Source organism: Runella aurantiaca (genome assembly GCF_003339505.1).
GTDB classification, from domain to species: domain Bacteria; phylum Bacteroidota; class Bacteroidia; order Cytophagales; family Spirosomataceae; genus Runella; species Runella aurantiaca.
The window spans coordinates 17,583-40,599 of record NZ_QPIW01000018.1 but is presented as its reverse complement, the minus strand read 5'-3'; the positions used below and the strand labels follow the sequence as shown (position 1 = coordinate 40,599).

Genomic DNA, 23,017 nt, shown 5'->3' with positions numbered 1-23,017 from the left:
AAACGTTTTATGAGATTGTCTATACGTGTTGAGTTAGTACTGATTTTGCTTTTAGTTTTGGTAAAAAACGCCCTTTTTGCTCAGCTGCCCACCATTGTCACCAACAACGTAAGTGGAGGTACGGCCTGCGCGGGCGCTACCCTACCCGTGTCGTTTGTAACATCCAACCTGACCACGACCAATCGGCTATTTATTGTCCAGCTTTCCAACGCGGCTGGTACATTTACCAACTTAACCTCCATAGGCACTGGTAACAGAAGTCCCATTCAGGTAACACTCCCCGCAAGTACTTTAAGCGGAGACTATCGTCTGCGCGTGATTACCGACACAACAGGCGTAAACTACACCCCCTCGGCGGTTTTTATGATGCTCAAACCACCGACCGCTTTTTTGAGCGGTGATACAAGTATCAATGTTGGCGGTACGGCCCAACTTTCTATTGCATTTACAGGTAACGGCCCCTGGACGTATACCTTTACCAATACCAACACGGCAACCACCTCGCTCAATCCACTCAAAGGATTGGTACAACCCACGGTTTCAACCACCTACGCGCTGCAATCCGTCACCAATATTTGTGGCCCTGGCACCGTATCTGGCAGCGCACGAGTTACGGTTTTTCCGCGCATTACCACAGATTTTACCGCCACAAGTTTGTGCGCAGGTGCTGCCGTAACGGTCCCTTTTACCGTTACGGGCACTTTTGCTAGCCCTGGGGTCACGTATACCGCTCAACTTTCTAACGCCGCAGGAAGTTTTCTCGCGCCCACCACCCTCGGCTCAGGCACTACCAGTCCTTTGAACGTAACCCTACCCACCAACTTGGCTGCCGGGAATTATCAGGTTCGCGTTATTGCGAGTTCGGTGGCTACGTATGTCAGCAGCAACGCGTTTACGGTCAAACCCTTACCAACCGCGACCCTCAGTGGAACCGCCGCTGTGGGTATAGGAGATACCACAAGTTTAAGCATTGCGTTTACGGGTGATGCACCTTGGACCTACCAACTTGCCTCTGGCTCCGCAACGACAACTTCCACTAATCCCACGAAACTCGTTGTTAATCCCACCGTAACCACAAATTACAGCTTGGTGTCGGTCAGCAACGCTTGCGGCGCAGGAACGGTTTCAGGAACTGCTACTGTCACGGTAGTACCTAAAATCAGCGTGGCAGATGTCGCTTTGGGTGGGGTTTGTGTCGGCACCAACATAAGTCTTCCTTTTTTGGTAACGGGAACGTTCACCACACCAGTTACCTACACCGTACAGCTTTCGGACGTAGCCGGGAGTTTTGCCACCCCGCGCGTTTTAGCTTCGGGAGCGGGCAGCCCCATCACCGTCAGCATTCCCACCAACGTTGTGGCAGGCACCGGATACCGTTTGCGCGTAGTGGCTAGTGCAGCCGCCTCGTCTATCAATAGCCCAGTCTTCACGATTCGAGCGCGCCCTACTGCCGCTTTGAGCGGCAGTTCAACCGTTAATTTCGGAGAAATGGCCTCGCTCACGCTCAATTTTACGGGTGAAAGCCCTTGGACATTTACCCTTTCTGATGGCAGCACTGCCACCGCAACCCAAACACCTTTTACGGTCAATATCACACCCACCCAAACCGCAACCTATGTGGTAAGCTCGGTACGAAACCTGTGTGGGGAAGGCACTACATCAGGCAGTGCGCCCGTCACCGTTATTCCCCGTTTGCTGACCGAAAATCCAAGTACTGCCATCTGTTCGGGAAAAGACGTCGAAATAAAATTTACGGTTGGCGGCGTATTGTCGGGCACGACCAGTTTTCAGGTGCAACTTTCTGACAGCGTGGGCGCATTTACCAACCCAGTGCTGATCGGCACAGGCACACAAAGCCCAATCATTGCTTCTATCCCTGCCACTACACCCGTAGGCGGTAGCTATCGCATCAGGGTAATTGCCACGGGAGGTTCGGCCATCACCTTGGTACCTACCAATGCTTTCTTTTTGGGGCGGCGTCCCGGAGCGGTTTTGAGCGGTGGTGGCACCACACCACTCAAGCCGGGAGAAGATGTTTTTCTGGTCATTCAGTTTAGTGGTGATGGCCCGTGGACGTACACTTTATCAGACAATACCACCGGCACCACTGCTATCAGCCCAGCGTTGCTGACCGTTGCTCCGCAATTGCCCACCACTTACACCCTCAAATCGGTGAGCAATACCTGCGGTACGGGGAATGTTTCGGGAAGTGCGTTTGCCAACGTGATTATCACCAGCATCGCTGACCTCACCAAAAGCGGCATCAATTTTTTCCCTAATCCTATATCCAAACAACTGAGCATCAGCATCTCTAATACGGTCGTAACCGAATGGCAATTGGTGGATAATCAGGGAAGAATTTTAAAAAGTAATCGTTGGGAATCTCGCCCCACGTATGAAGAAACCGTGGACACTCATTCTTTTCCCGCTGGAGTTTATTTTATCAAGATAAAAATAAACGACCGCTGGTTCAGTACAAAAATGGTAAAGGAATAAGTAAATGAATCATAGAGTGAGAGGTTAAAGGTTTTTGGATTTTATTTTGAATTTAGACACCTTAACCTTTAACCTCTCTAACACCCCCTATGACTGGTGCTCTTTGCGGAGCAAGTCATTGACGGTTTTTACGGGATTGAACGTAATCAAAGGTACTTCTACAAATACCGTGTTCCAATCAGACATGGAGCCGTTCCACAATCCCGGCAACTCCTGCGCTTTGAGGTCTTTACCGTCTTTTGATTTTTGGGTGATGAATCCCGTATTGATGTCTACATATTTCATCAATTCAAATTTCTTGCCTTTGTAGCCTCTCAAGGAGCACACCAAATCGACGGGATTGAAGTGAGTAGCCGTATCAAACAGGGCTTTTTGGGCCGCATCTGTCATGTCAATCTGCGCTGACTCAACCACTTGGAGCGACGTTGTTCCGTCGGGGTTGCTCGCCCAAAACGGCCCGCCGCCAGGTTCTCCCACGTTTTGTACCATGCCGCAAAGACGGAATGGACGATCCAGTTTTTGTTGGAAATAGGCTAATTTCTCCGCCGAAGAAGACGCTTCAAATCCTGCGGGAGGTAATGTAAACAAGGTTTTTTCAAAATAGTGGGTCAACTCTTCCAGCAGGGCATCGCTGGTTTCTCCGTTTTCGATTCGCTTCTGAAAATCAAAACCTTGTTGACGGTAGTTCAGCAATAACGCCCCCAGCACTTTCTTGTACGTAAAGGTGGTTTCTTTCAGACTATCAGGAACCACGTTGTCAATATTTTTGATAAAGACCACGTCACCGTCTTGCTCGTCGAGGTTGGCCAACAACGCCCCATGCCCAGCGGGACGGAACAACAAGCTGCCATCGGCATTGCGGAAAGGCGTATTGTCTAAGTTGACCGAAATAGTATCTGTCGACGGTTTTTGTTCTGAGAAACTAATATCGTAAACCACCCCAAACTTATCTTCATAAAGCGGTTTTACGGCATCAATCAAGGCTTCAAAACGGCTCCGGTGTTCGGGCGAAACGGTAAAATGGATGCGTACTTTACCTCCCGAATTTGCATAGTTTGTACCTTCAATCAAATGCTCTTCTACGGGCGTACGGGCCCCGTCGGGATAGGCATGAAACTTCAGGAGTCCTTTGGGTAAGTTTCCGTAATCCAGCCCCTTACCCGTGAGGAGATAATCCGCAATCTTCCGAAATTCTCCCGCGGCCATATCGGCTTCAATGGCTCCACCCTCGGTGGTCATGATGGTTTGGAGGTCTTCAAAAAAGGCAAAATCGCGCAAGCGTTCGCTAAACTCAACGATGGATTTATCGCTTTTGCCTTCATCCTTGAACGCAAACAGCGCCTTAAACATACGCGTAGCGGCGCCCGAAGCGGGGACAAATTTCAACAAAGACACTTGGTCAGCCTGAGCGTCAAAAGCCTTGACCAATGCCTCCAATTCGTTTTCTTCGACCCGTACAATTCCATCCCCTACGGTTGCGGCTTTGAGCACCTTGAGATACGGAAAACCGTTGACAAAATGACTGATTTGTTGTTGAATAGTTTCGATTGGAATGCCTTGTTTGGCAATTTGCTGATAATCTTTTTCCGTAAACATAATTTTATAAAAGGGTTGAATAAAATCTTACACAATAAAGGGAATACAGGTCAAAAACCACTTGTAACTTGGGCTGAAAGTAAAAAATATTTCTCAAGTTCACGACCGCTTGATAAAAAAACCCTTCACAAATGATTTTCCGTCGTACCTTTGTGCAAAAAATCACCCATTATATGTCTACCCCATCTGAACATTCGAGAAACATCGTGATGGTTCCCTGCGCCATTTTCGAAAAAGATGGGCAATTGTTTGCCGCTCAACGCAGTAGTACCATGTCGTTACCGCTCAAGTGGGAATTTCCCGGCGGAAAAGTGGATGAAGGTGAATCCGAAACCGAAGCCCTTCACCGCGAAATCATGGAAGAATTGAGCATCGAAATTGAAATCGGCCCCCGCCTCGCTCCTGCCTACAAAGAAGATCCAAGCCGCAATCGTATTATTTGTTTGGTGCCTTATATCTGTCGCATGACTAGCTCGCCCATCATTCTTACCGAACATGCGCAATACAAATGGGTCCGCATCGACCAACTTTCAAAAGTAGACTGGGCTGATGCCGATTTGGAAGTGATTGATACGTATCTCAAATACAAAGAACAACGAGCGCTTTGCTGGAATAAATCAAAGGTTAGAGTTTAATCAGTTTTCTGACAATCGTTTGTTCGCCCAGTGCAATTCGCAACACGTAGGTTCCTGACGGTAATTCTGCTACGTCTATCTCAAAACTGCTCCGCTGACTTTTTCTTACACTCCCCTCTTTCACCATTCTGCCATCTACATTTACCAACTCCCATATCAGTGATTGGCTTTGCGGAGTATTCACCTCTACTTTCACTTTTGTCTGGGCGGGATTGGGGAATATTTTTATCTTATTTTCTTCTTCCTGCACGGTACCTGTAATAATCACCTTCACTAAAGCACTTCCACTTACCACACCTGCGCCGCATACATTCGTGACTGATTTTAAGGTATAAACCGTGGGAACGGTCGGGGAAACCGCAACGGTAAATGGTGAAATATCGATGGTATTCGTTGAATTATCGGAAAGCACATAGGTCCACGGCGGCGTGCCTTCAAAGCGCAAGTTTAAAGAAGCCCGTTCTTCAAATTTAATGGCGGTATCGCCGCTGATGGTGGCCGAAGCCCGCTGGCGTATGGCAAATGCCCCCGAAGGCGCAACGTTGGTGGCGGTATTATTCTCAGCAACGATGCGAATCCGATAGCCTGTCCCGAGGGTAGCTGAAAGTGGGATGGTGACTTTGACGGGACTTTGGCTGCCCGAACCGATAAGCGTTGGTGTAGAGAAATCGCCATCTTTGTTTGACAATTGAGCAACGTAATTCACCGCTGTTTCAAATTGCCCCACTTGCGCAAAAGGCACATCCAACGCCGCTCCGTTGCATACAGTCGCTGTAGCTGGTAAAGTTGTTTCGATACGCGGCACTACCACTACCCGGACGTTGCCAGTAGCAGAACCGTCGCCGCAGGCATTTGTAAGAGCAGTAAAAGAATAGAGCGTGGTTTTCAACGGATTAACTGTCAGCGACAACGGATTAGCGGAGGTTGTACCGCCCGTGTTGTCAGAAAGACGATAAGTCCACGGGGCAGAACCTGTAAATGTCAGGGTGAGATTCGCGGTTTTGCCAGCGTCAATGGTTGCATCTCCCTTCAGCGTGGCGGTTGCTTTTTGGCGCACACTAAACGCCGCCGAAGGTGTATAATCAAACCCCTTTGAGTTGGCAACGACCCTTATTTTATAGCCTTCTCCTGCCGAAATATTTGCGGGTATGTTGACCATAACCGATGTTCCACTGCCACTACCCAAGACCATGGGCTGCTCAAAACCACCCATTGCATTCGACAACTGCACAGTATAGGTCCATTTCGCAGCGTCGGTATTGGTAACCGAAAATGGCACCATCAATGGGTCCCCGCTACAAACAGTTTTAAGGGTTTCGGTCGTAATTTTAGGGCGGGGAGATACCTCAATTTTGAAACGGTCTTCCAAACACCCAAGGCTATCACGCACCAAGATGGTCGTATCACCCAGAAGCACCAGCTCTTTCGTTGGTTTGCGACTGCCATCTGGCCAGAAATAGCTCCCTTTCCACGATGGTGTCAGTTTTACCACTTCACCGTGTCGGGCTTTCAGCTCGGTAGTTTTATTCACATTCTTATAGATAGTAAATTGGTCATGAACAATTTGGTCTGAACCTAACCAATTAAATTCCAAACGGTTATCTTCTACATCAATGTAAGCTGACCCGCCAACCGTCGCATTTTTAAAAGGCAAGGCAGGGTGAGGAACGCCGTTGAATCCGTTGTTTTGGCCCGAAGAACCCACTACCGCGTAGATAACCCCTTCAGTAGAGGGGTTTTTGATATAGGCGCAAGAATTAGGCGACCCATCATATCTACCCGACGACGTATTGATGACGTGCCTTTGGGCATCAAATGTGCTCGAATGCTCGGTATGCCCCCGCATCAATTTTGAGCGCTCGTATAAATGACTATGCCCACTCAAGACTAAATCAACCTTGTACCGCTCCAAAATAGGCGTCAGGTTTTTGTGAATTTGGACAAGTTCATTTTCAGCATCTGAGTCGTGCGAATTTTTTGTATACGGAGGGTGGTGAAACATCACAATCGTCCACGGCTGTTTGTTGGCGGCTAAATCTTTTTTCAACCATTCCACCTGCGGGCCAAGCGTATCGTAGAGCCTGTACTTTCCTTCTTCTATGCCATAAGAGTCTAACCCAACAAAGTGAACATTGGCGTAATCGAATGAATAATACATTTTGGTCCCAGACGGCACGCCTCCAGCCTCTCCATTTTGAGCAAAGGAAAAAATGTTGAAGAACGCGATTTCCCGCTTGGTTTGGTCGCCCGAATAGTACTCATGGTTGCCCGGAATAGCCCACAATACGTTGTTTTTGAGAAAGTGATTTTGATAGATATTGAAGAAATTATTCTGGAATTCCTCTTCAGTTCCTGTGCCATAGGCGTTATCACCCAAGAGAAGCACCAAATCCGTGGCTCGGTTATTTTTTTTGATAAAGTTCATGTACGAATCACGCACACTCAGCTGATTGGGGGTGCCACTACCCATATCCCCCATGGTCCAAATACGTATTTTTTGTTTGCTACCAGCGGGAGCGGCAGTTTTGAAATAATAATCATTGCCACTTCCCTCCACGCTACTAGTTGTACCCACCGAATAGAAATAAACCGTATTAGGCTGTAAATCAGCTAATTTTACTTCATGCTCAGTAGTAACGGCTTCGTCAACAGCGGTGCGGTTTAGCTGATCGGCAGCAAGTCCAAAGGTAATTTTACTGTTGGCAGGAACATCTGTTCGCCACCGTATTACAATACTCGTGGGAGCCCCAAGTTGGAGATAAGGCCCGCGAACGATTTTTTGACCCCAAATTTCTGTTGCCCCCACGGTCACAAGAACTGCGATAAGGAATGTTTTACACAACGAATACATCATAAAGTAGGATTGGCATGAAAGAGTAGACAAAAATGCACATTTTTTCACTAATTTGGTCTCCCAATTCTCAACCCTTTTTTTTCATGAAAACAATCAAAATGGCCCTTGGCCTTTACGTGCTGTTATTCTTCTGTATTTCAGCTTGCAAGACCTCCCCCGAACAAACAAAAGTGTTTACCCAAGCTGATTTTCCAGCGCCTCCCAAAGCCCCTAAGAAACCGCAAATATTTACCAATCACGGCTACCAACGCGCCGACGATTATTTTTGGATTAAAGACAAATCCAACCCCGAAACCATCGCTTATCTAAAAGCTGAAAATGCCTATGCCGACACCGTAATGGCCAGCACAAAAGGCCTACAAAAAACGCTTTTTGAGGAAATGAAAGGGCGTATCAAAGAAGAAGACCAATCTGTTCCATCCCTCGACAACGGCTACTATTATTACTCTCGCCAAGAAAAAGGGAAACAATACAGCATCAATTGCCGTAAAAAAGGAAGTTTAGACGCGCCCGAAGAGGTTATTTTAGACCAAAACAAAATGGCGGAAGGCAAACCCGCTTTCATTTTTGGCGGTTTTGAAATAAGCGATGACAACAACATAATGGCGTACGTCAGCAATACCACCGGCTCGTATGCTGAGTATGAACTGAAATTTAAAGACCTCCGCACGGGGAAAGAATTGCCTGACAAAATAGCCCGCATGGCTGGCGGTATCACTTGGGCGGCCGATAATAAGACTGTTTTTTACAATGTTCCCAATGCGGCATTACGCTCGCACCGCATTTATAAACACGTATTGGGCAACCCAAGCGACGCCTTGGTTTATGAAGAAAAAGACGAATTGTTTAACGCCTACGTGGGTCGTTCCAAAACGAAAAAAATGATTGCTATTTACGCCATGAGTTTTACAAGTTCAGAGGCCTATCTGCTCCCCGCCGACCGCCCCAATGATGCATTTAAGTCATTTTTGCCCCGTCAGAAAGACATTCAGTACGGAATTGATGATTATCCTGATCGTTATTTCGTCACTTGGAAAGACCCCCAAAACAAAAACCAAAAGGTGTATGAAGCCCCAAAACAGGGTTATGAAGACCGCTCCAAATGGGAAGAAATCATTGCTCACGACCCAAAAGCAAAGATTGAAGGAATCGAAGTCTTTGAAAAATACATGGTCGTCACTAAGCGGGTCAACGGATTACTGGAAATGAATGTGCGTGAAATCGCCAGCGGAACTACCAAAACGGTCAATTTCCCCGAACCCGTCTACACCGCCTACTCCAACGGCACGCCCGAGTTTACTTCCACTAAATTCCGTTACTCATACACATCTCTCAACCGCCCGACCACCATTTATGACTACGACATGGTGACCAACCAAGCCACAAAACTCAAAGAACGGGAAGTTCCGAGTGGTTTTAATGCCGACGACTACGAGGTAAAACGCCTGTGGGCCGTCGCCAAAGACGGGGTAAAAGTACCGTTGTCGATTGTCTACAAAAAAGGGATGGAATTAAACGGGAGCAATCCTTGCCTGTTGTACTCGTACGGCTCGTATGGGTATTCAACCGACGCCAATTTCAACGCCAATGTGTTTAGTCTGGTAAATCGGGGTTTTGTGTACGCCATTGCCCACATACGCGGCGGCTCGGATTTGGGAGAACAATGGTACGAAGACGGAAAGTTGCAGAAGAAGATGAACACGTTCACTGATTTTATTGCCTGCGCCGAGCATCTAATCAAGGAAAAATATACCTCTTCCTCAAAACTCGCCATCAACGGCGGCAGTGCAGGGGGGCTTTTGATGGGAGCCGTCACCAATTTACGTCCTGATTTATTTAGAGTAGTGGTGGCTGAAGTTCCCTTTGTTGATGTCATAAACACCATGCTCGATAGCAGTTTGCCACTCACAACGCAAGAATATGAACAATGGGGAAACCCCAATGTCAAAAAAGACTACGACTATATCATGACGTACTCTCCCTACGACAACCTTAAAAAAGCCAATTATCCCGCTATTTTGGCCACTGGCGGTCTGAATGATTCTCAAGTAGGCTTCCATGAACCTACCAAGTGGGTTGCCAAACTGCGCGACCTCAAAACCGACAACAATATTTTGTTGTTGAAAATCAATATGGATTCGGGCCACGGCGGCGCCACAGGGCGGTTTGACTATTTGAAAGAAGAGGCATTTAATTTTGCTTTTATTTTATCTCAAATAGGAATCTCAAACTGACATCTTTGTACATAAATGACGGAGATAAGCACTTATTTCCACCTCACATGTATACCAAAATCATGTATTTCACCCATAAATTACCAACATTCATCCCCAAAAGCATTGACAAAAAATGCATAATTTCCGAATTTGTGGAGTAGATTATCTCTACTCAACGATTTGAATAAGTCTCCCCGGCAAAGATGTCTTTCCTTTGTCGGGGCATTATAAATTTTCCACCGCCCCGCATTTTATCCCACTATGAATCGTCTGCTGATTTGGGCTTGTATAAGTCTGTTTGTTAGAACGTTATGGGCACAAAACGTCGCTGTTCCCGACAGTCTTTTACGCGCACCTTATGATTCTCTAAAAATCCGTTCGTTAGCTAACCTATCCCAAAACTTTATTTTCAGTGGTCATTTCGACAAAGCAAATGCTTATCTCCAGGCGGCGGTTAAAATGAACAAAACCGTACGTTCCAAATTTTGCGAAGCGGATATTATTTCTCACTATGGGCTTTTCTATCTGCACCAACACGATACGCCCAAGGCAGTAGAGCATTATTTAAAAGCGCACGAGCTTTTTGACCGTCATGCGTTCTACCGAGGCGCTTTTTTGAGTATTCATAAAGTCGGGTATGCCTATTTCAACGAACATGAGTTTAATCAGGCCGAAAAATATTACCAAAAAGCGCATCAGTACTACTTAGCTCATGCGGCTAAACTCCCCAAGAATTTCTTAGCCTATGTTCTCGAAAGCTTTGCAGCAGTAGAAGGAAAACGAAAAAACCACGAGAAAGCCCTAGTCTTCAATGAACGAGCCTTGGAAATTTACAAACATGAAAACGACGACGAAGCCTATTTTTCAGGCATGTATAATTACGCCCTTAAACTGGCACATCTAAAACGCACCGATGAGGCAGCTGCCCGTTTTAGTGAGATAGCACAGTATGCCAAAAAAGCAAAAGACAATTATTTGGAAATGTACGTTCAGAAAGGTCTTTGCGAGGTGTACCTTACCATTAATAACCCCGATGAAGCCATCAAAGTGGCAAACTATGGCATCGCGCTTTCTAAAAATCAGTCCGAACAAAAAGAGCATCAAAAGGACTTTCACCAGTTTCTTTCTCGCGCCTACGAGCAGAAAAAAGATTTCGGACAGGCACTTTCCTACTATCGAAGTGCCGTAGCGCTGAATGACAGTGTGCGAGACAACGAAAAAAAGAAGGCCATTGCCAAAATTGAAGCCGAATTTCAAACCAAGCAAGCGCGTGAAGCGGCCATGATTAATGCCCTCAACCAGCGAAAAATAGCCGAGACGCAGCAACGGTTCCAAATAGAGCAAACCGAATATTTGGCCACACTCAACGCCCAAAAAGAAAAACAGCTGGCCTTCATCAAAGCGCAATCGGAAGTTGAAAAAACCCGGTCGATTGCTGAAATCAGCACAAAATACGCGACTGAACAAAAGGAAACGAAAATTCAGCAGTTAAACTCAGAAAATCAGAGTAAAACACGCCAAATGCAATGGCTCGCGGCTGGAATGGGGGTATTGGCACTGCTGTTGGGTGGGATGATTTTTCTTTACCAAAAAGTACAAAAACAAAATATTACGCTTGCCACTCAACGCAATCAGCTAACTACCCAAAACCAAACCATCAGCGAGCAGTCCAATAAACTGGAATTGATGATGAAAGAACTCCACCACCGGGTCAAAAATAATCTGCAAATCGTGTCCAGCTTGCTGAATCTACAAACCTACAACCTCGAAGACAAAAAAGCCGTGCAGGCGATTCGTGAAGGGCAGCAACGCATCGAGGCCATGTCGCTTATCCATCAGAGGCTCTACCAAAAAGAACACCTCACTACGATAGACATGCGGGAGTACCTAAGCAACCTTGTCGAAAGCATCATGAAAACGTACGGCCATACCCCTGAGGATTTTGACCTTACGCTAGACATTCAGGAGCGCGAACTGGACGTAGAACTAGCGATGCCCATTGGACTCATTGTCAATGAATTAGTAACAAATTCATTCAAATATGCCTACCAATCAACCCACCATCCGTCGTTGACCGTATCTTTAAAGAATGACAACGGAATTCTGTTGGATGTGCGCGACAACGGCCCTGGCATCGACCTTACCACATGGGAAAGTCGCAAAGGTTCTTTCGGCAAAAAACTGATAAAATCGCTGTCGGAACAGCTAGGTGGCGAAGCACAGGTTCAGAACGACAACGGCACTTGGTATCATCTTCATATTCCGAGTACACGCCTAAAAACGGCGGCTTAATCAAAAAATATTTATCGCGTTACCTACTCACTTCTGACTATTTAACCCACTATGCATTCCATCAAAATCCTGATTGTAGAAGATGAAGCCGTTGTTGGGCTTGATTTGGAGGCCCGCCTTGAAGCCGAAGGATACGAAATCGTGAATGTAGTAAATAACGGCCCCAAGGCAATTGAAGTCTATAAATCCCAACAAGTAGATTTTATTTTGTGCGATATTAAACTTATCGGCAACATGACGGGCATTGAAGCCGTTCAGGAAATGATTGCGTTTCGGGAAGCTCCCGTCATTTACCTGACCGCCCAAGCCGACCGCTCCACCATAGAAGCCGCCATGAAAACCTATCCTTCGGCCTATATTACGAAGCCTTTTAATAACGAAAGCCTTAAAATTGCCATTGATTTAGCCATCAACAACTTTGCACTTCGTGCTCAAAATCAGCCGTTTACTAAAGAAAAAGAAGAGCCAATAAAACCTTTAAATTCAGCCCCCAAACTCCCCGACCGCGAAACCATTTTACAAATCAACGACTACGTTTTTATCAAAGAGAATTATAAGTTTCAGAAAATACAGTTGAACGACATTCTATTTTTTGAAGCTGACAAAAACTACACGACTATTCATACCGAGTCCCGAAAAATTGCCTTGCGCCTAACCCTAAACACGGTTTTAGAACGACTTTCCACCACCAAATTTATCAGAGTGCACCGTTCGTACGCCGTCAATATTGACAAAATTGATTCTTTCGATGAGCACGACCTCAACATTGGCAAATTTCAAATTCCCATTGGGCGGAGCCATAAGGAGGACTTTATGAAGTATTTTCTATTTCGATAAATAAAAAAAGGGATGATTTAACCGCCCGTTAAGGCCGTCAAATCATCCCCTGATTTTTGTATTTTGGGCCGCTTAATTGGCCACTTCAATTTTTACCTTCAACAAAAATTCGTCGATTTCTATCTCGGTTGCGGAACCATTCAAATCAGCAACTAAATCCAACGAAACCGCCTGAACTTCCTGACAAATATAGTCTTTGTTGGACGTCACGGCTTCCGCCAATTCAGGGCTGTTGTCTTGCACTGTAATTTTGATTTTATCGGTCACTTCAAAACCACTGTCTTTGCGTAGATTTTGAATACGATTCACCACGTCGCGGGCCAGACCTTCGCGGCGCAACTCTTCCGTAATGGTCACATCAAGTGCCACCGTCAGACTTCCCTGACTTGCTACCAGCCAGCCCGGTACGTCTTCGGCAATGATTTCGACGTCGTCGCGGAGCAGTGAATATTCTCCTGACACAAGTACGCCTTCTTTTTCAATCACCGAAATATCAGCGGCATTTAGTCCGTTGATGATGCCCGCAACTTCCTTCATTTTGGGACCGTATTTAGGCCCTAATGCTTTGAAGTTAGGTTTGATTTTTTTCTTCAAAATCCCGGTATCATCACTCACAAACTCAACGGCTTTCACGTTTACTTCCGACATAATTATGGGTGCAACGTGCTCAATTTGTTCCCGTATTTTTTCACTCAATACCGGAATCAATACTTTCGACAACGGCTGACGCACCTTGATTTTATTGCCTTTGCGCAACGAATGCACCAACGAGCAAATATCCTGCGCCAACTGCATCGACGCCTCCAAATCCTTGTCTACCCAATATTCATCGTAAGTATGCCAATCCGTGAAATGCACCGATTCGTGCTTGAATGGTGTGTTTTTCTCAATGGATTCTTCGCGAACGTGGTCAGTGAGATTCCGATACAGCCACTCGCCAAAAAACGGTGCAATTGGCGACATCAACTGCGCCACGGCCGCCAAACAGTGTTGCAGTGTTTCATAGGCGGCTCGCTTGTCGGCCGTCATTTCGCCCTGCCAGAACCGACGACGGCACAAACGCACGTACCAGTTTGACAAATCATCGCACACAAAATCCTGAATCAGGCGACCTGCTTTTGTGGGGTTATAATTATCAAACTGCTCGGTTACGTCTTTCACCAAGCTAAACACTTTTGAAATAATCCAGCGGTCAAGCTCCGACAATTGCTCTTTCGGAACGCGGTTAAACTGCTCAATTTTATACCCGTCTAAGTTGGCATAAAGCGCAAAGAAGTTGTAGGTGTTGAACAACGTACCGAAAAATTTACGCTGCACTTCTACCACTCCGTCGATGTTGAACTTGAGGTTGTCCCACGGCTCGGCGTTGGTAATCATGTACCAGCGCGGCGCGTCGGGACCGTATTTATCAATGGTCTCAAACGGGTCAATGCCGTTGCCGAGGCGTTTCGACATTTTGTTGCCGTTTTTATCCAATACCAAGCCCGTAGAAACGACGTTTTTGAAAGCAACCGAATCAAACAAAAGCCCCGCGATGGCGTGTAGCGTAAAGAACCAGCCACGCGTTTGGTCAACGCCTTCGCTGATAAAATCGGCAGGATACGAAGTAAGCGACTCATTGGCCGCCGTACCACCCATACTTTGGGGGTATTTGTCCAAGTTCTCAAACGGAAAGTGGAACTGCGCGTAGGGCATCGCCCCCGAATCAAACCATACATCAATGAGGTCGGTTTCGCGGGTGTATACTAAGTACTTCTTTCTAGTGCCATTATCATTAATAGGAGGCATTAAAACTGCCATATTCTGTTCTTCAGCAACAGACAATAAACTTTGATGGTATTCTTGAAAATCAGATTGGATAAAAATTAAATTATCAACAAAAGGACGATGTAAGTCAAATTCAGGCATATTGATAAATTCAGATGCTGGAATTAGATACTTCTTAATATGCTCAATTGTCGAATCGTCAAAAGAATAATAACATAAATCCCTAAATATATTATCGATTCTGTAATCATTCTCCTTCCACTTAAGTAGACCTTTGGTAAAGTTCCAATCTATGTTAGCAGGATTATTTAAATCAAAATCTTCAAAATTCAGAGTCGGCAAAACTGTTTCTGGATTATCATAATTCAAAGAAACCAAATAGTTTATTATTATTTGATCTGTTTCTTCTCTTAGTCTTTGAGCATTTTCTTTCGAAAGATAAAAAAAGCCTGTTTCCAAATCTTTTAAAGACCCTACAACTTTGTTAAGTTCATTTTCAGACTTATTTGTAAAATTTACAATACTTGGGCGCCAAATCGGCAAAGGAGTACCCCAATAGCGACTACGGCTGAGGTTCCAGTCTACCAAATTTTCGAGCCAATTGCCAAAACGTCCCGTTCCTGTACTCTCTGGATTCCAGTTGATGGTATTGTTCAACGCCACCAAACGGTCTTTCAGCGCCGTTGTTCTGATAAACCAGCTATCCATCGGATAGTACAACACGGGCTTATCCGTACGCCAGCAGTGTGGGTAAGGGTGCTCGTATTTCTCGACTTTAAATGCCCGGTTTTCTTCTTTTAATTTTATCGCAATCAACACGTCAGTCGGCTTAAAGTCAGGGTCTTCCTGCTCTTCGGCCGAGTAATATTGCTCTTTTACAAATCGTCCACCAAACTCACCAATTTCGGACACAAAACGCCCCTGTTTGTCCACAATCGGCACTTCTTTGCCATTTTCGTCGCGCACCATAATACCCGGCACACCATTGGCTTTGGCCACTCTAAAGTCATCTGCTCCGAAGGTTGGTGCGGTATGCACCACGCCCGTTCCGTCTTCGGTGGTCACAAAATCGCCTAAAATAACGCGAAAAGCTTTATCGGCATCTTCCAGCGGTTGCACGTACGGGAGCAATTGCTCGTACTGAATCCCTTCCAAATGCTGGCCTTTAAACTCCATCACAATCGACCACGGAATCACCTTGTCGCCTTCTTTATAGGCTCCCAACTTGGCGTCTTTTCCTTTTTCAGAAAAATATTTTCCCACCAAATCTTTCGCTAAAATAACGTTGATGGGAAGGTGGGTATATTGATTAAAAGTTGTAATCAACACATAATCAATGTCTTTCCCAACGGTCAGCGCCGAGTTGGCGGGAAGGGTCCACGGGGTAGTCGTCCACGCCAGAATGTAGATATTGTCGCTGTCGGCGGCATCAAACAAATAGCCTGATTTACCCGTCAATTTTATCTTAAACTGCGCTACAATGGTCGTGTCTTTTACGTCTTTATAGGTACCCGGCATATTCAACTCGTGCGAGCTGAGTCCCGTTCCAGCCGCGGGCGAATACGGCTGAATCGTGTAGCCTTTATAAAGCAATCCTTTTTCGTAAAGCTGTTTCAACAACCACCAGAGGCTCTCGATGTAGTCATTTTTGTAGGTAACATACGGGTCTTCCATGTCCACCCAATACCCCATCTTCTCGGTCATCGTCAGCCAGCGGTCAGTAAAGCGCATGACGGCCTCACGGCATTTTTTATTGTAATCCTCAATGCTGATTTTAATGCCGATGTCGTCTTTCTTGATGCCCAACTCTTTTTCTACCTGCAACTCAATGGGCAAACCATGCGTATCCCAGCCCCCTTTGCGCTTTACCTGATAGCCGCGCAGGGTTTTGTACCGGCAAAACATATCCTTAATGGTACGCGCCATTACGTGGTGAATACCTGGAGTACCGTTGGCCGACGGAGGCCCTTCATAAAACGTAAACGAAGGCGCGCCTTCACGTACTTCTACAGACTTTTCGAAGATTCGATTTTCTTTCCAAAACTCAAGGATGTCCTTGCCCAGCTGTGCGTAGTCCAATCCCTTATACTCTTTATAGTTCATCGGCATTTTTGATTATAAAAATGCCGTTAATCGTCATTTGTTAAACGTTACGGGACCATTTTTCGGGCATCCTTCTTGTTCAACCATTAACCATTAACGACTTCTATTGACAAATTTCTGAAAACGGAGTGCAAAGTTATGAATTTTTTAACTTAATCCGGTTTTACAAACATTTCTCAATTCCTGCCTAATCAGCGAAAACAATCTCAGTTAGGGGCTTTTTCCCGCCATAAATCGTCTATTTTTTAATTTATTCAAAAAATCTTCACTTCACCTCAACCTTTCAAATCGAAGGCAATTATTCCCAAGCTGATTTTAATCATCTATATAGGCCCACTACCATCATTGTAGCCCAACCAAATACTGGCTAAGTTTCAACCAAAAACATGGCCATGTAGTGGAGTGGCCTCTGTGTTTATTACCTGCGTAACTGGTTATGCGGTTTATCATTTTTGTACCATTCTTTATCTACTCCAAATCAGACAACAGCACATGCGTTTATTTACAAAATGGGTCGGCATAAGCATCGGAATTTTCTTTACTACCCTTACTTGGGCGCAGGAATGGGTATTGACCACCGCCACCGACGGGCAGGGTATTTACGGGATAAAAGGCATCCCGAGCGCCGAAAATTCGCCTGGAAAACGAATTGGTGCCGCCTCATGTACCGATAAAAACGGTAATCTATGGCTCTACGGCGGAGGAACCGACGGAAATAACTTCGGTGATTTATGGCGATTTGACGTCAGTACTTATCAATGGACGTGGGAGGGCGGCTCCAATCTGCCAAACAGAGCCGCAAACCACGGAACCAAGGGAGTTGCCTCCACCGAAAACTTTCCAGGCGGCCGAGTTGGGCATACCATGTGGGCCGACAACGACGGCAATCTGTGGCTCTACGGCGGCAGCCGCCCTTTAGCAGATGATTTTGCTACCTCCATGATCATTGGTAACGACTTATGGAAATATAATCCCACCACTAAAACCTGGACTTGGATGCACGGCTCCAATCAAACTGTGCAAAGCGCCAACAAAGCTATCTATGGTACGTTGGGGGTACCCGCGAGCCAAAACACCCCAGGTGGGCGGTACTTCGGTGCGGGTTTTAAGGATAAAATCGGCAACCTGTGGCTGTTTAGCGGCAACGAAGGTAATGACCTTTGGAAATACGACGTCCAAGCAAACGTATGGTCGTGGATAAAGGGCAATAACACCCCAAAAACTGCGGGTAGCTATGGACAAAAAGGCGTTGAATCTCCGCTTAACCTACCCGACAGCCGCACCCGTACCACGGGCTTTACGGATGCCAACGGTGATTTTTGGATTTTTGGCGGCAAGCATTACAACGACGACGATGATAGTTTTTACCTGAACGACCTCTGGAAATACAATTTCGCCACTAACCGCTGGGTGTGGATAAGCGGAACACAATCTTATAATCACAAAGGTACGTATGGCACACTGAGGGCTCCATCCGTCAACAACATCCCAAGGGCACGCGAGAGCGCCGCTGGATGGGTGAACAAAGACGGCTATTTGGTGGTATTTGGTGGCGCAACGGAGCAGGGAAATCTGCTCAACGATACTTGGTACTACAATCCTAAAACGCAGGAATGGTCTTGGCGCTCAGGAAGTAATGAAGTAAATTCTGATGGTGAAATAAGCCGTACCGACCCCGACGAAGACAATGCTCCAAGCGCCCGAAGCATTGCTGCCGTTTGGGAGGATTCGCTCGGAAGTTTATGGTTGTTTGGAGGGCTTGGAATCAAGCGTCAATATACCTTCGAGGGCTATACACCCATTAAAAACCTCGTGATGAGCCACCTCAACGACATGAATAAAATCTGGGTGCCTTCCGTCGATTTAAAAGCTGCCATTAAAACGGAAGCCGTTACGTATGCAGCGCAAAACCTGCAACTGCTTACGATAACCGTCAGCGAGCAAAGCAACTACGGCGCAACCCGTATAAAAGTACGAACGCCACTTCCCAAAGGCATGAAGTTTTACCGACGTAAATCCGACAGCGTTGTCTTGGGAGACCTGACGGTTTCGAATGACACCCTCGATTGGTACATTCCGTATGTTGTTCCTAAAACGACCGCCACGCTTCAATTTTATGCACAATTAGACGCGGCACAACAGCCCGATGGCAAGTTTCAGGTATGCAGCGCTATTTATTATCAATACGCACGAGAATCAAACGACGCCGACAATCAAGCGTGTATCACGGTAGAAAGCAGCACAAAAGTAATCAGTCGAGGCGCTTCATGGGCCTATTTGGATAATGGAACGCTTTTGAACAGCACCGATTGGCAGACAAACACTTACAACGACGCTACGTGGAAAACGGGGAGCGCCCCAATGGGCTTTGACCGCAACAACCGCTGGGCCAACGTAGATTATAAACCAGTAACGCTGCTTTCTCAAGGCCCTACGGGTGCTCAACACAAACAATATTATTTCCGTAAACAATTCGCCTCTGGTAAAACAACGGCCAATTTTCGCTTAAAACTCTGGTTTGATGATGGCATTGCCGTTTTTGTTAATGGCAAACCCGTCTATCAGAAAAACGCGACAGACACCGACGGCGATGGGTACGTAAACTATCCAAACGGCACCGAGGTATTGACCGACACCCTCTTGCGCCTCAATAATCTTTCCACCACCCAAGCCAATCAGGTGGCCGTAGTGGTCTATCAAAATAGTCCGACAAGCAGCGACTTATTGTTTGATTTTCAGTTGGAAACAATCCCTTTAGGCCTCACCCGCCAGCCCTACTTACAACTACCCGGCCCCAATACCATGACCATCCGCTGGTACACCACCGAAGCCATCAACGGCGTTGTACGCTACGGAACCGATCCCGCCAATTTAAACCTAACGGCGCAGGATTATACCCTCGATACGGTTCAGATTGTCAAGCTAGAAGGATTGGCAAGCGGTGCCAAATACTATTATTCGGTGGGCTACGGCGACCCCGAAAACCCAGTTGTGTTACAGAACAATCCCGAAATCAATCAGTTTCAGACATTATCCAGCACATCCACTACCCTGCGTTATTGGCTTTTGGGAGATGCGGGAGTGGGAAAAGCCCAAAACCAACGCCCCTATCGCGTCCGCGATGCGTACTTGAATTACCTCAAATCAAAAGGAAATCCCAACATAGACGGAATCCTGTTTTTGGGTGACAATTCTAACACCCAGCCTTTTGAAGGGCTACAACAGGCTTTGGATACGACTTTTTTCAAGTTTTATAACCGCCCCACCGACAAGCTCCTTTTGTCCAAAATTCCCTTTTGGACAGTTTTAGGCAATCACGACTACGACCCCGACAACGCCTTTATGTACAACGGGGAAATCATCAAAATCCATAAAGCCTACCACAAACAAACGGCGGCAAGTTTTTCGGCTTTTTCCTATCCTCGCCCTACACTGGGAGTTGAAAAAGGGTACTATTCTTTTAATCAAGGGGATGTTCACTTTGTGGTTTTGAATCCGTACCTTATTGAAGGAAATAAATTATGGGTAGACCCCAACGATAAAGAAGACTACAAACAAATATGGGGCGACCTTTCTATTGTGCGCGACCATAACGAAGGCGATGTAAATCAAATACCACAAATACAGTGGCTTAAAAATGATTTAGCTACCAACACCAAACGTTGGACTGTGGTCACATTTCATATTCCTCCTTTTTCTACCATCGGGCATTTAGAAGACGAATCTGACTTAAAAAGAGTGAGAGAGCGCCTGCTGCCTATTCTGGAAGAGCCTGCTTACCACGTAGATGCCATCGTGGTTTCTCATACCCATGCGTACTTACGGGCGGGCATGGTCAGAAAAAGCGGCCCTACCCGTAAAACTGATTTTAGCCTAAACGGTAACTTGGGCCGCACAACGCCATACGTAAAAACAAGCGCCGAAACGGCTTATTCCTACATTTTAACGGGTTCGGCAGGTAGAGGTTTTTACAGCTCCACTTTAAACGACGGCGGATACAACCCTACCGATGCCAATTTGGTCAAATCACCAAGTACTTCCATACTTCCATTGGACGTGCTTGCATCGAGCAATGATTTTTACCACGTAACTGGCGGCTCCGTCGAATTACTCTTCAATGACAATCGTCTGGATGTTAAGTTCATCAAGGAGCCAGAGGGTAGCAATACTTTCGTCGTTGCAGACTCGTTTAGCATCATCAAAGACCCCGATATAAAGCGCCTGATGCCTTTTACAAGCACGTGGTTTTCGCATGTGGAGTTGCACTCTTGCGTGGGGGGCAGTGGCCCTTATTACGCTCCCGAATGGAGCAATTTTACCGCTTGGAGCAAGGATACGGTCTGGAACCCCCAACGTGACAATGATTGGTACGGTCAGGCACCTTTTGTAGATTATACGGCTTGGAATACCAACGGGTTTAAAGACGGGACCCTCATCAGAGACCTTGAGATTGGCGGAAACGCCTATTTCAAAAAAATCTTTACCTTATCGCAAAAAGCCAACTTTACGGGCTTTCAATTGCAGATTTCCCGCTTCCAAGACGCGGCCGTGGGTATTTACATCAATGGCGTGAAGGTCGATACCCTTCTGGCTCAATCTGGAAATATTTTCACCAAAAATACCCTTAGCATTCCAGCCCAATTTTTTAAAGAAGGAGTCAATATTATTGCTTTAAAAACCCGTCCGCTGTGGTCATGCGGGGGTGGACGCAACTATACGCCCTATCTGTTGGATGCAGAACTCTCAGGTCTAACGGGCGCAACACCTGCTCCTGCTCCGAAGGCAGTTATGGAAGTACAAACCAATAAATTGCCCTACCCCACTTTATGTTCGGGCAATAGCTACAACATCCCTTTCAGTGTAAAAAACAGTAGCACTAATACCCTCTACAAAGCCTACCTTTCGGCCTCAAACGCCAGTTTTTACACGGGAAACACGGTCATTGGCACTGGTCAAACCAGTCCTATTAAAATTACATTACCCGATTCATTGCCCTATGGCGACTATAGAATCGCGGTGGTCCCTGCCCAAACTTCTATTTTTGAAGCAAAAGAAGCGGTCTTTTATACCATTCAACTGGCGCCCAAAGTTACCTTTTACACCCAAGACAACCGGCAAAGCGCTGAAATCTGGAAGGGCGAGAGTATTCCGATGCAACTTAAATTTACGGGCATTCCTCCGTGGAGTTTTACTCTTTCAAACGGCCTGACAGACCAAACCGCCCAAAATACCTACTTGTTTCGTACCACCCCCGACTCAAGCCAAACCTACACCGTAACCATGAAAAATAACTGCGGACTGGGTCGCGTGGCGGGTCAGGTGCGCGCAGTGGTCAAAAAAGCTACGGTCCAAATAACTGGTTTAAACAAAACAAATTACTGCCCTGCTGATTCGATAACAATAGGCTTCAAAGCCGATATTCCGACCGCAACGACGTACAAGTTTACGGCTTATTTATCCGACAAAAACGGTCTTTTCAACCGCCCAATTACGCTCGGAACCACTTCCGTTACCAATCCTGTTTTTCCATTTAACGGAGTCATCAAAGCGAAATTGCCTGATACGCTCTCCATGGGCACGGCCTACCAAATCCGCGTAAGTACCACCACCAGCCTTCCCACAGAAGAGGTTGTTTCTGTGCCTTTTGGGATGCGAATCTTGCCCAGTGGTACCCTTGTAGAAGCGCAAAAGAAAGACTCTTTAAGCATTCTGACGGGCGAACCTATCACCCTTCAACTGGATTTTAAAGGTAGTTCTCCGTGGAATTATGTCATTGGCTATGGCATCTCCGACACGCTTTCGGGTAGCACCACCCGTACGCCGCTTTTGAGGAGCGTTCAACCCAGAGGGTCAGATGTATACACGCTGCGCTCGGTGAGCAATGCGTGTGGAGAAGGGAAAGCATCGGGCAGAGTGACCGTTACGCTCATTACGGCCGTTGACAATTGGGGCGTTGCACCATTGCGGGTTTATCCCAATCCAACCACCGATTTTCTTCATATCGTGATTTCAGACACCACCTCAAGCGATATTCAGTGGCAGGTGGTTGATAATACGGGGCGTATATTACTAAATAAAGAAGCAAAAAATCTTGCTTCTTATGACGAAACCATCAACACCACCACTTGGCCCGCAGGCACCTACTTTTTAAATCTAAAAGTTGGCAACCGTAAGGCTACTTTCAAAATCAGTAAACAATAAATGTTACCAACGGAGCCGTC

9 protein-coding genes are annotated in these 23,017 nt (G+C 46.3%); 6 read left to right on the top strand and 3 right to left on the bottom strand.

The window, feature by feature from the left end; all coding sequences use genetic code 11:
• The first annotated feature begins 9 nt into the window (after positions 1-9).
• Positions 10-2,496 carry a T9SS type A sorting domain-containing protein gene (locus DVG78_RS19565; RefSeq protein ID WP_158550057.1) on the top strand — a complete coding sequence of 829 codons (2,487 nt, stop codon included), beginning with the start codon at positions 10-12 and terminating at the stop codon, positions 2,494-2,496.
• Positions 2,497-2,583: 87 nt separating this feature from the next.
• Here DVG78_RS19565 and DVG78_RS19560 read toward each other — a convergent pair whose 3' ends face one another.
• Positions 2,584-4,092 carry a DUF4301 family protein gene (locus DVG78_RS19560; RefSeq protein ID WP_114462737.1) on the bottom strand — a complete coding sequence of 503 codons (1,509 nt, stop codon included), beginning with the start codon at positions 4,090-4,092 and terminating at the stop codon, positions 2,584-2,586.
• 131 nt (positions 4,093-4,223) lie between these two features.
• Between DVG78_RS19560 and DVG78_RS19555 the strand changes: the two genes are divergently transcribed.
• Entirely contained in the window at positions 4,224-4,727 is a 504-nt protein-coding gene (locus DVG78_RS19555; protein WP_229598278.1) for a (deoxy)nucleoside triphosphate pyrophosphohydrolase, read from the top strand.
• Here DVG78_RS19555 and DVG78_RS19550 read toward each other — a convergent pair.
• Positions 4,717-7,581 carry a metallophosphoesterase gene (locus DVG78_RS19550; RefSeq protein WP_114462735.1) on the bottom strand — a complete coding sequence of 955 codons (2,865 nt, stop codon included), beginning with the start codon at positions 7,579-7,581 and terminating at the stop codon, positions 4,717-4,719. The two genes, DVG78_RS19555 and DVG78_RS19550, sit on opposite strands and share 11 nt — an antisense overlap.
• An 83-nt stretch (positions 7,582-7,664) precedes the next feature.
• Here DVG78_RS19550 and DVG78_RS19545 point away from each other — a divergent pair, with 83 nt between their 5' ends.
• The 3 genes from DVG78_RS19545 (at position 7,665) to DVG78_RS19535 (ending at position 12,926) form a co-directional block, all read left to right on the top strand.
• Positions 7,665-9,815 (top strand): S9 family peptidase, encoded by a 2,151-nt coding sequence (locus DVG78_RS19545; protein WP_114462734.1) that lies wholly within the window; start codon positions 7,665-7,667, stop codon positions 9,813-9,815.
• 243 nt (positions 9,816-10,058) lie between these two features.
• Positions 10,059-12,089: a tetratricopeptide repeat-containing sensor histidine kinase gene (locus tag DVG78_RS19540; protein ID WP_114462733.1), complete on the top strand. Its 2,031-nt coding sequence runs from the start codon at positions 10,059-10,061 to the stop codon at positions 12,087-12,089.
• Between the two features lie 51 nt (positions 12,090-12,140).
• Positions 12,141-12,926, top strand: coding sequence for a LytR/AlgR family response regulator transcription factor (locus DVG78_RS19535; protein WP_114462732.1), 786 nt, complete (start codon positions 12,141-12,143; stop codon positions 12,924-12,926).
• Between the two features lie 72 nt (positions 12,927-12,998).
• Here DVG78_RS19535 and DVG78_RS30400 read toward each other — a convergent pair whose 3' ends face one another.
• Positions 12,999-16,796: an isoleucine--tRNA ligase gene (locus DVG78_RS30400; RefSeq protein WP_229598277.1), complete on the bottom strand. Its 3,798-nt coding sequence runs from the start codon at positions 16,794-16,796 to the stop codon at positions 12,999-13,001.
• Between the two features lie 492 nt (positions 16,797-17,288).
• Here DVG78_RS30400 and DVG78_RS19520 point away from each other — a divergent pair, with 492 nt between their 5' ends.
• The gene (locus tag DVG78_RS19520) at positions 17,289-22,997 is read left to right on the top strand and encodes a Kelch repeat-containing protein (protein WP_114462731.1); all 5,709 of its coding nucleotides are present in this window, start codon (positions 17,289-17,291) and stop codon (positions 22,995-22,997) included.
• Positions 22,998-23,017 lie beyond the last annotated feature (20 nt).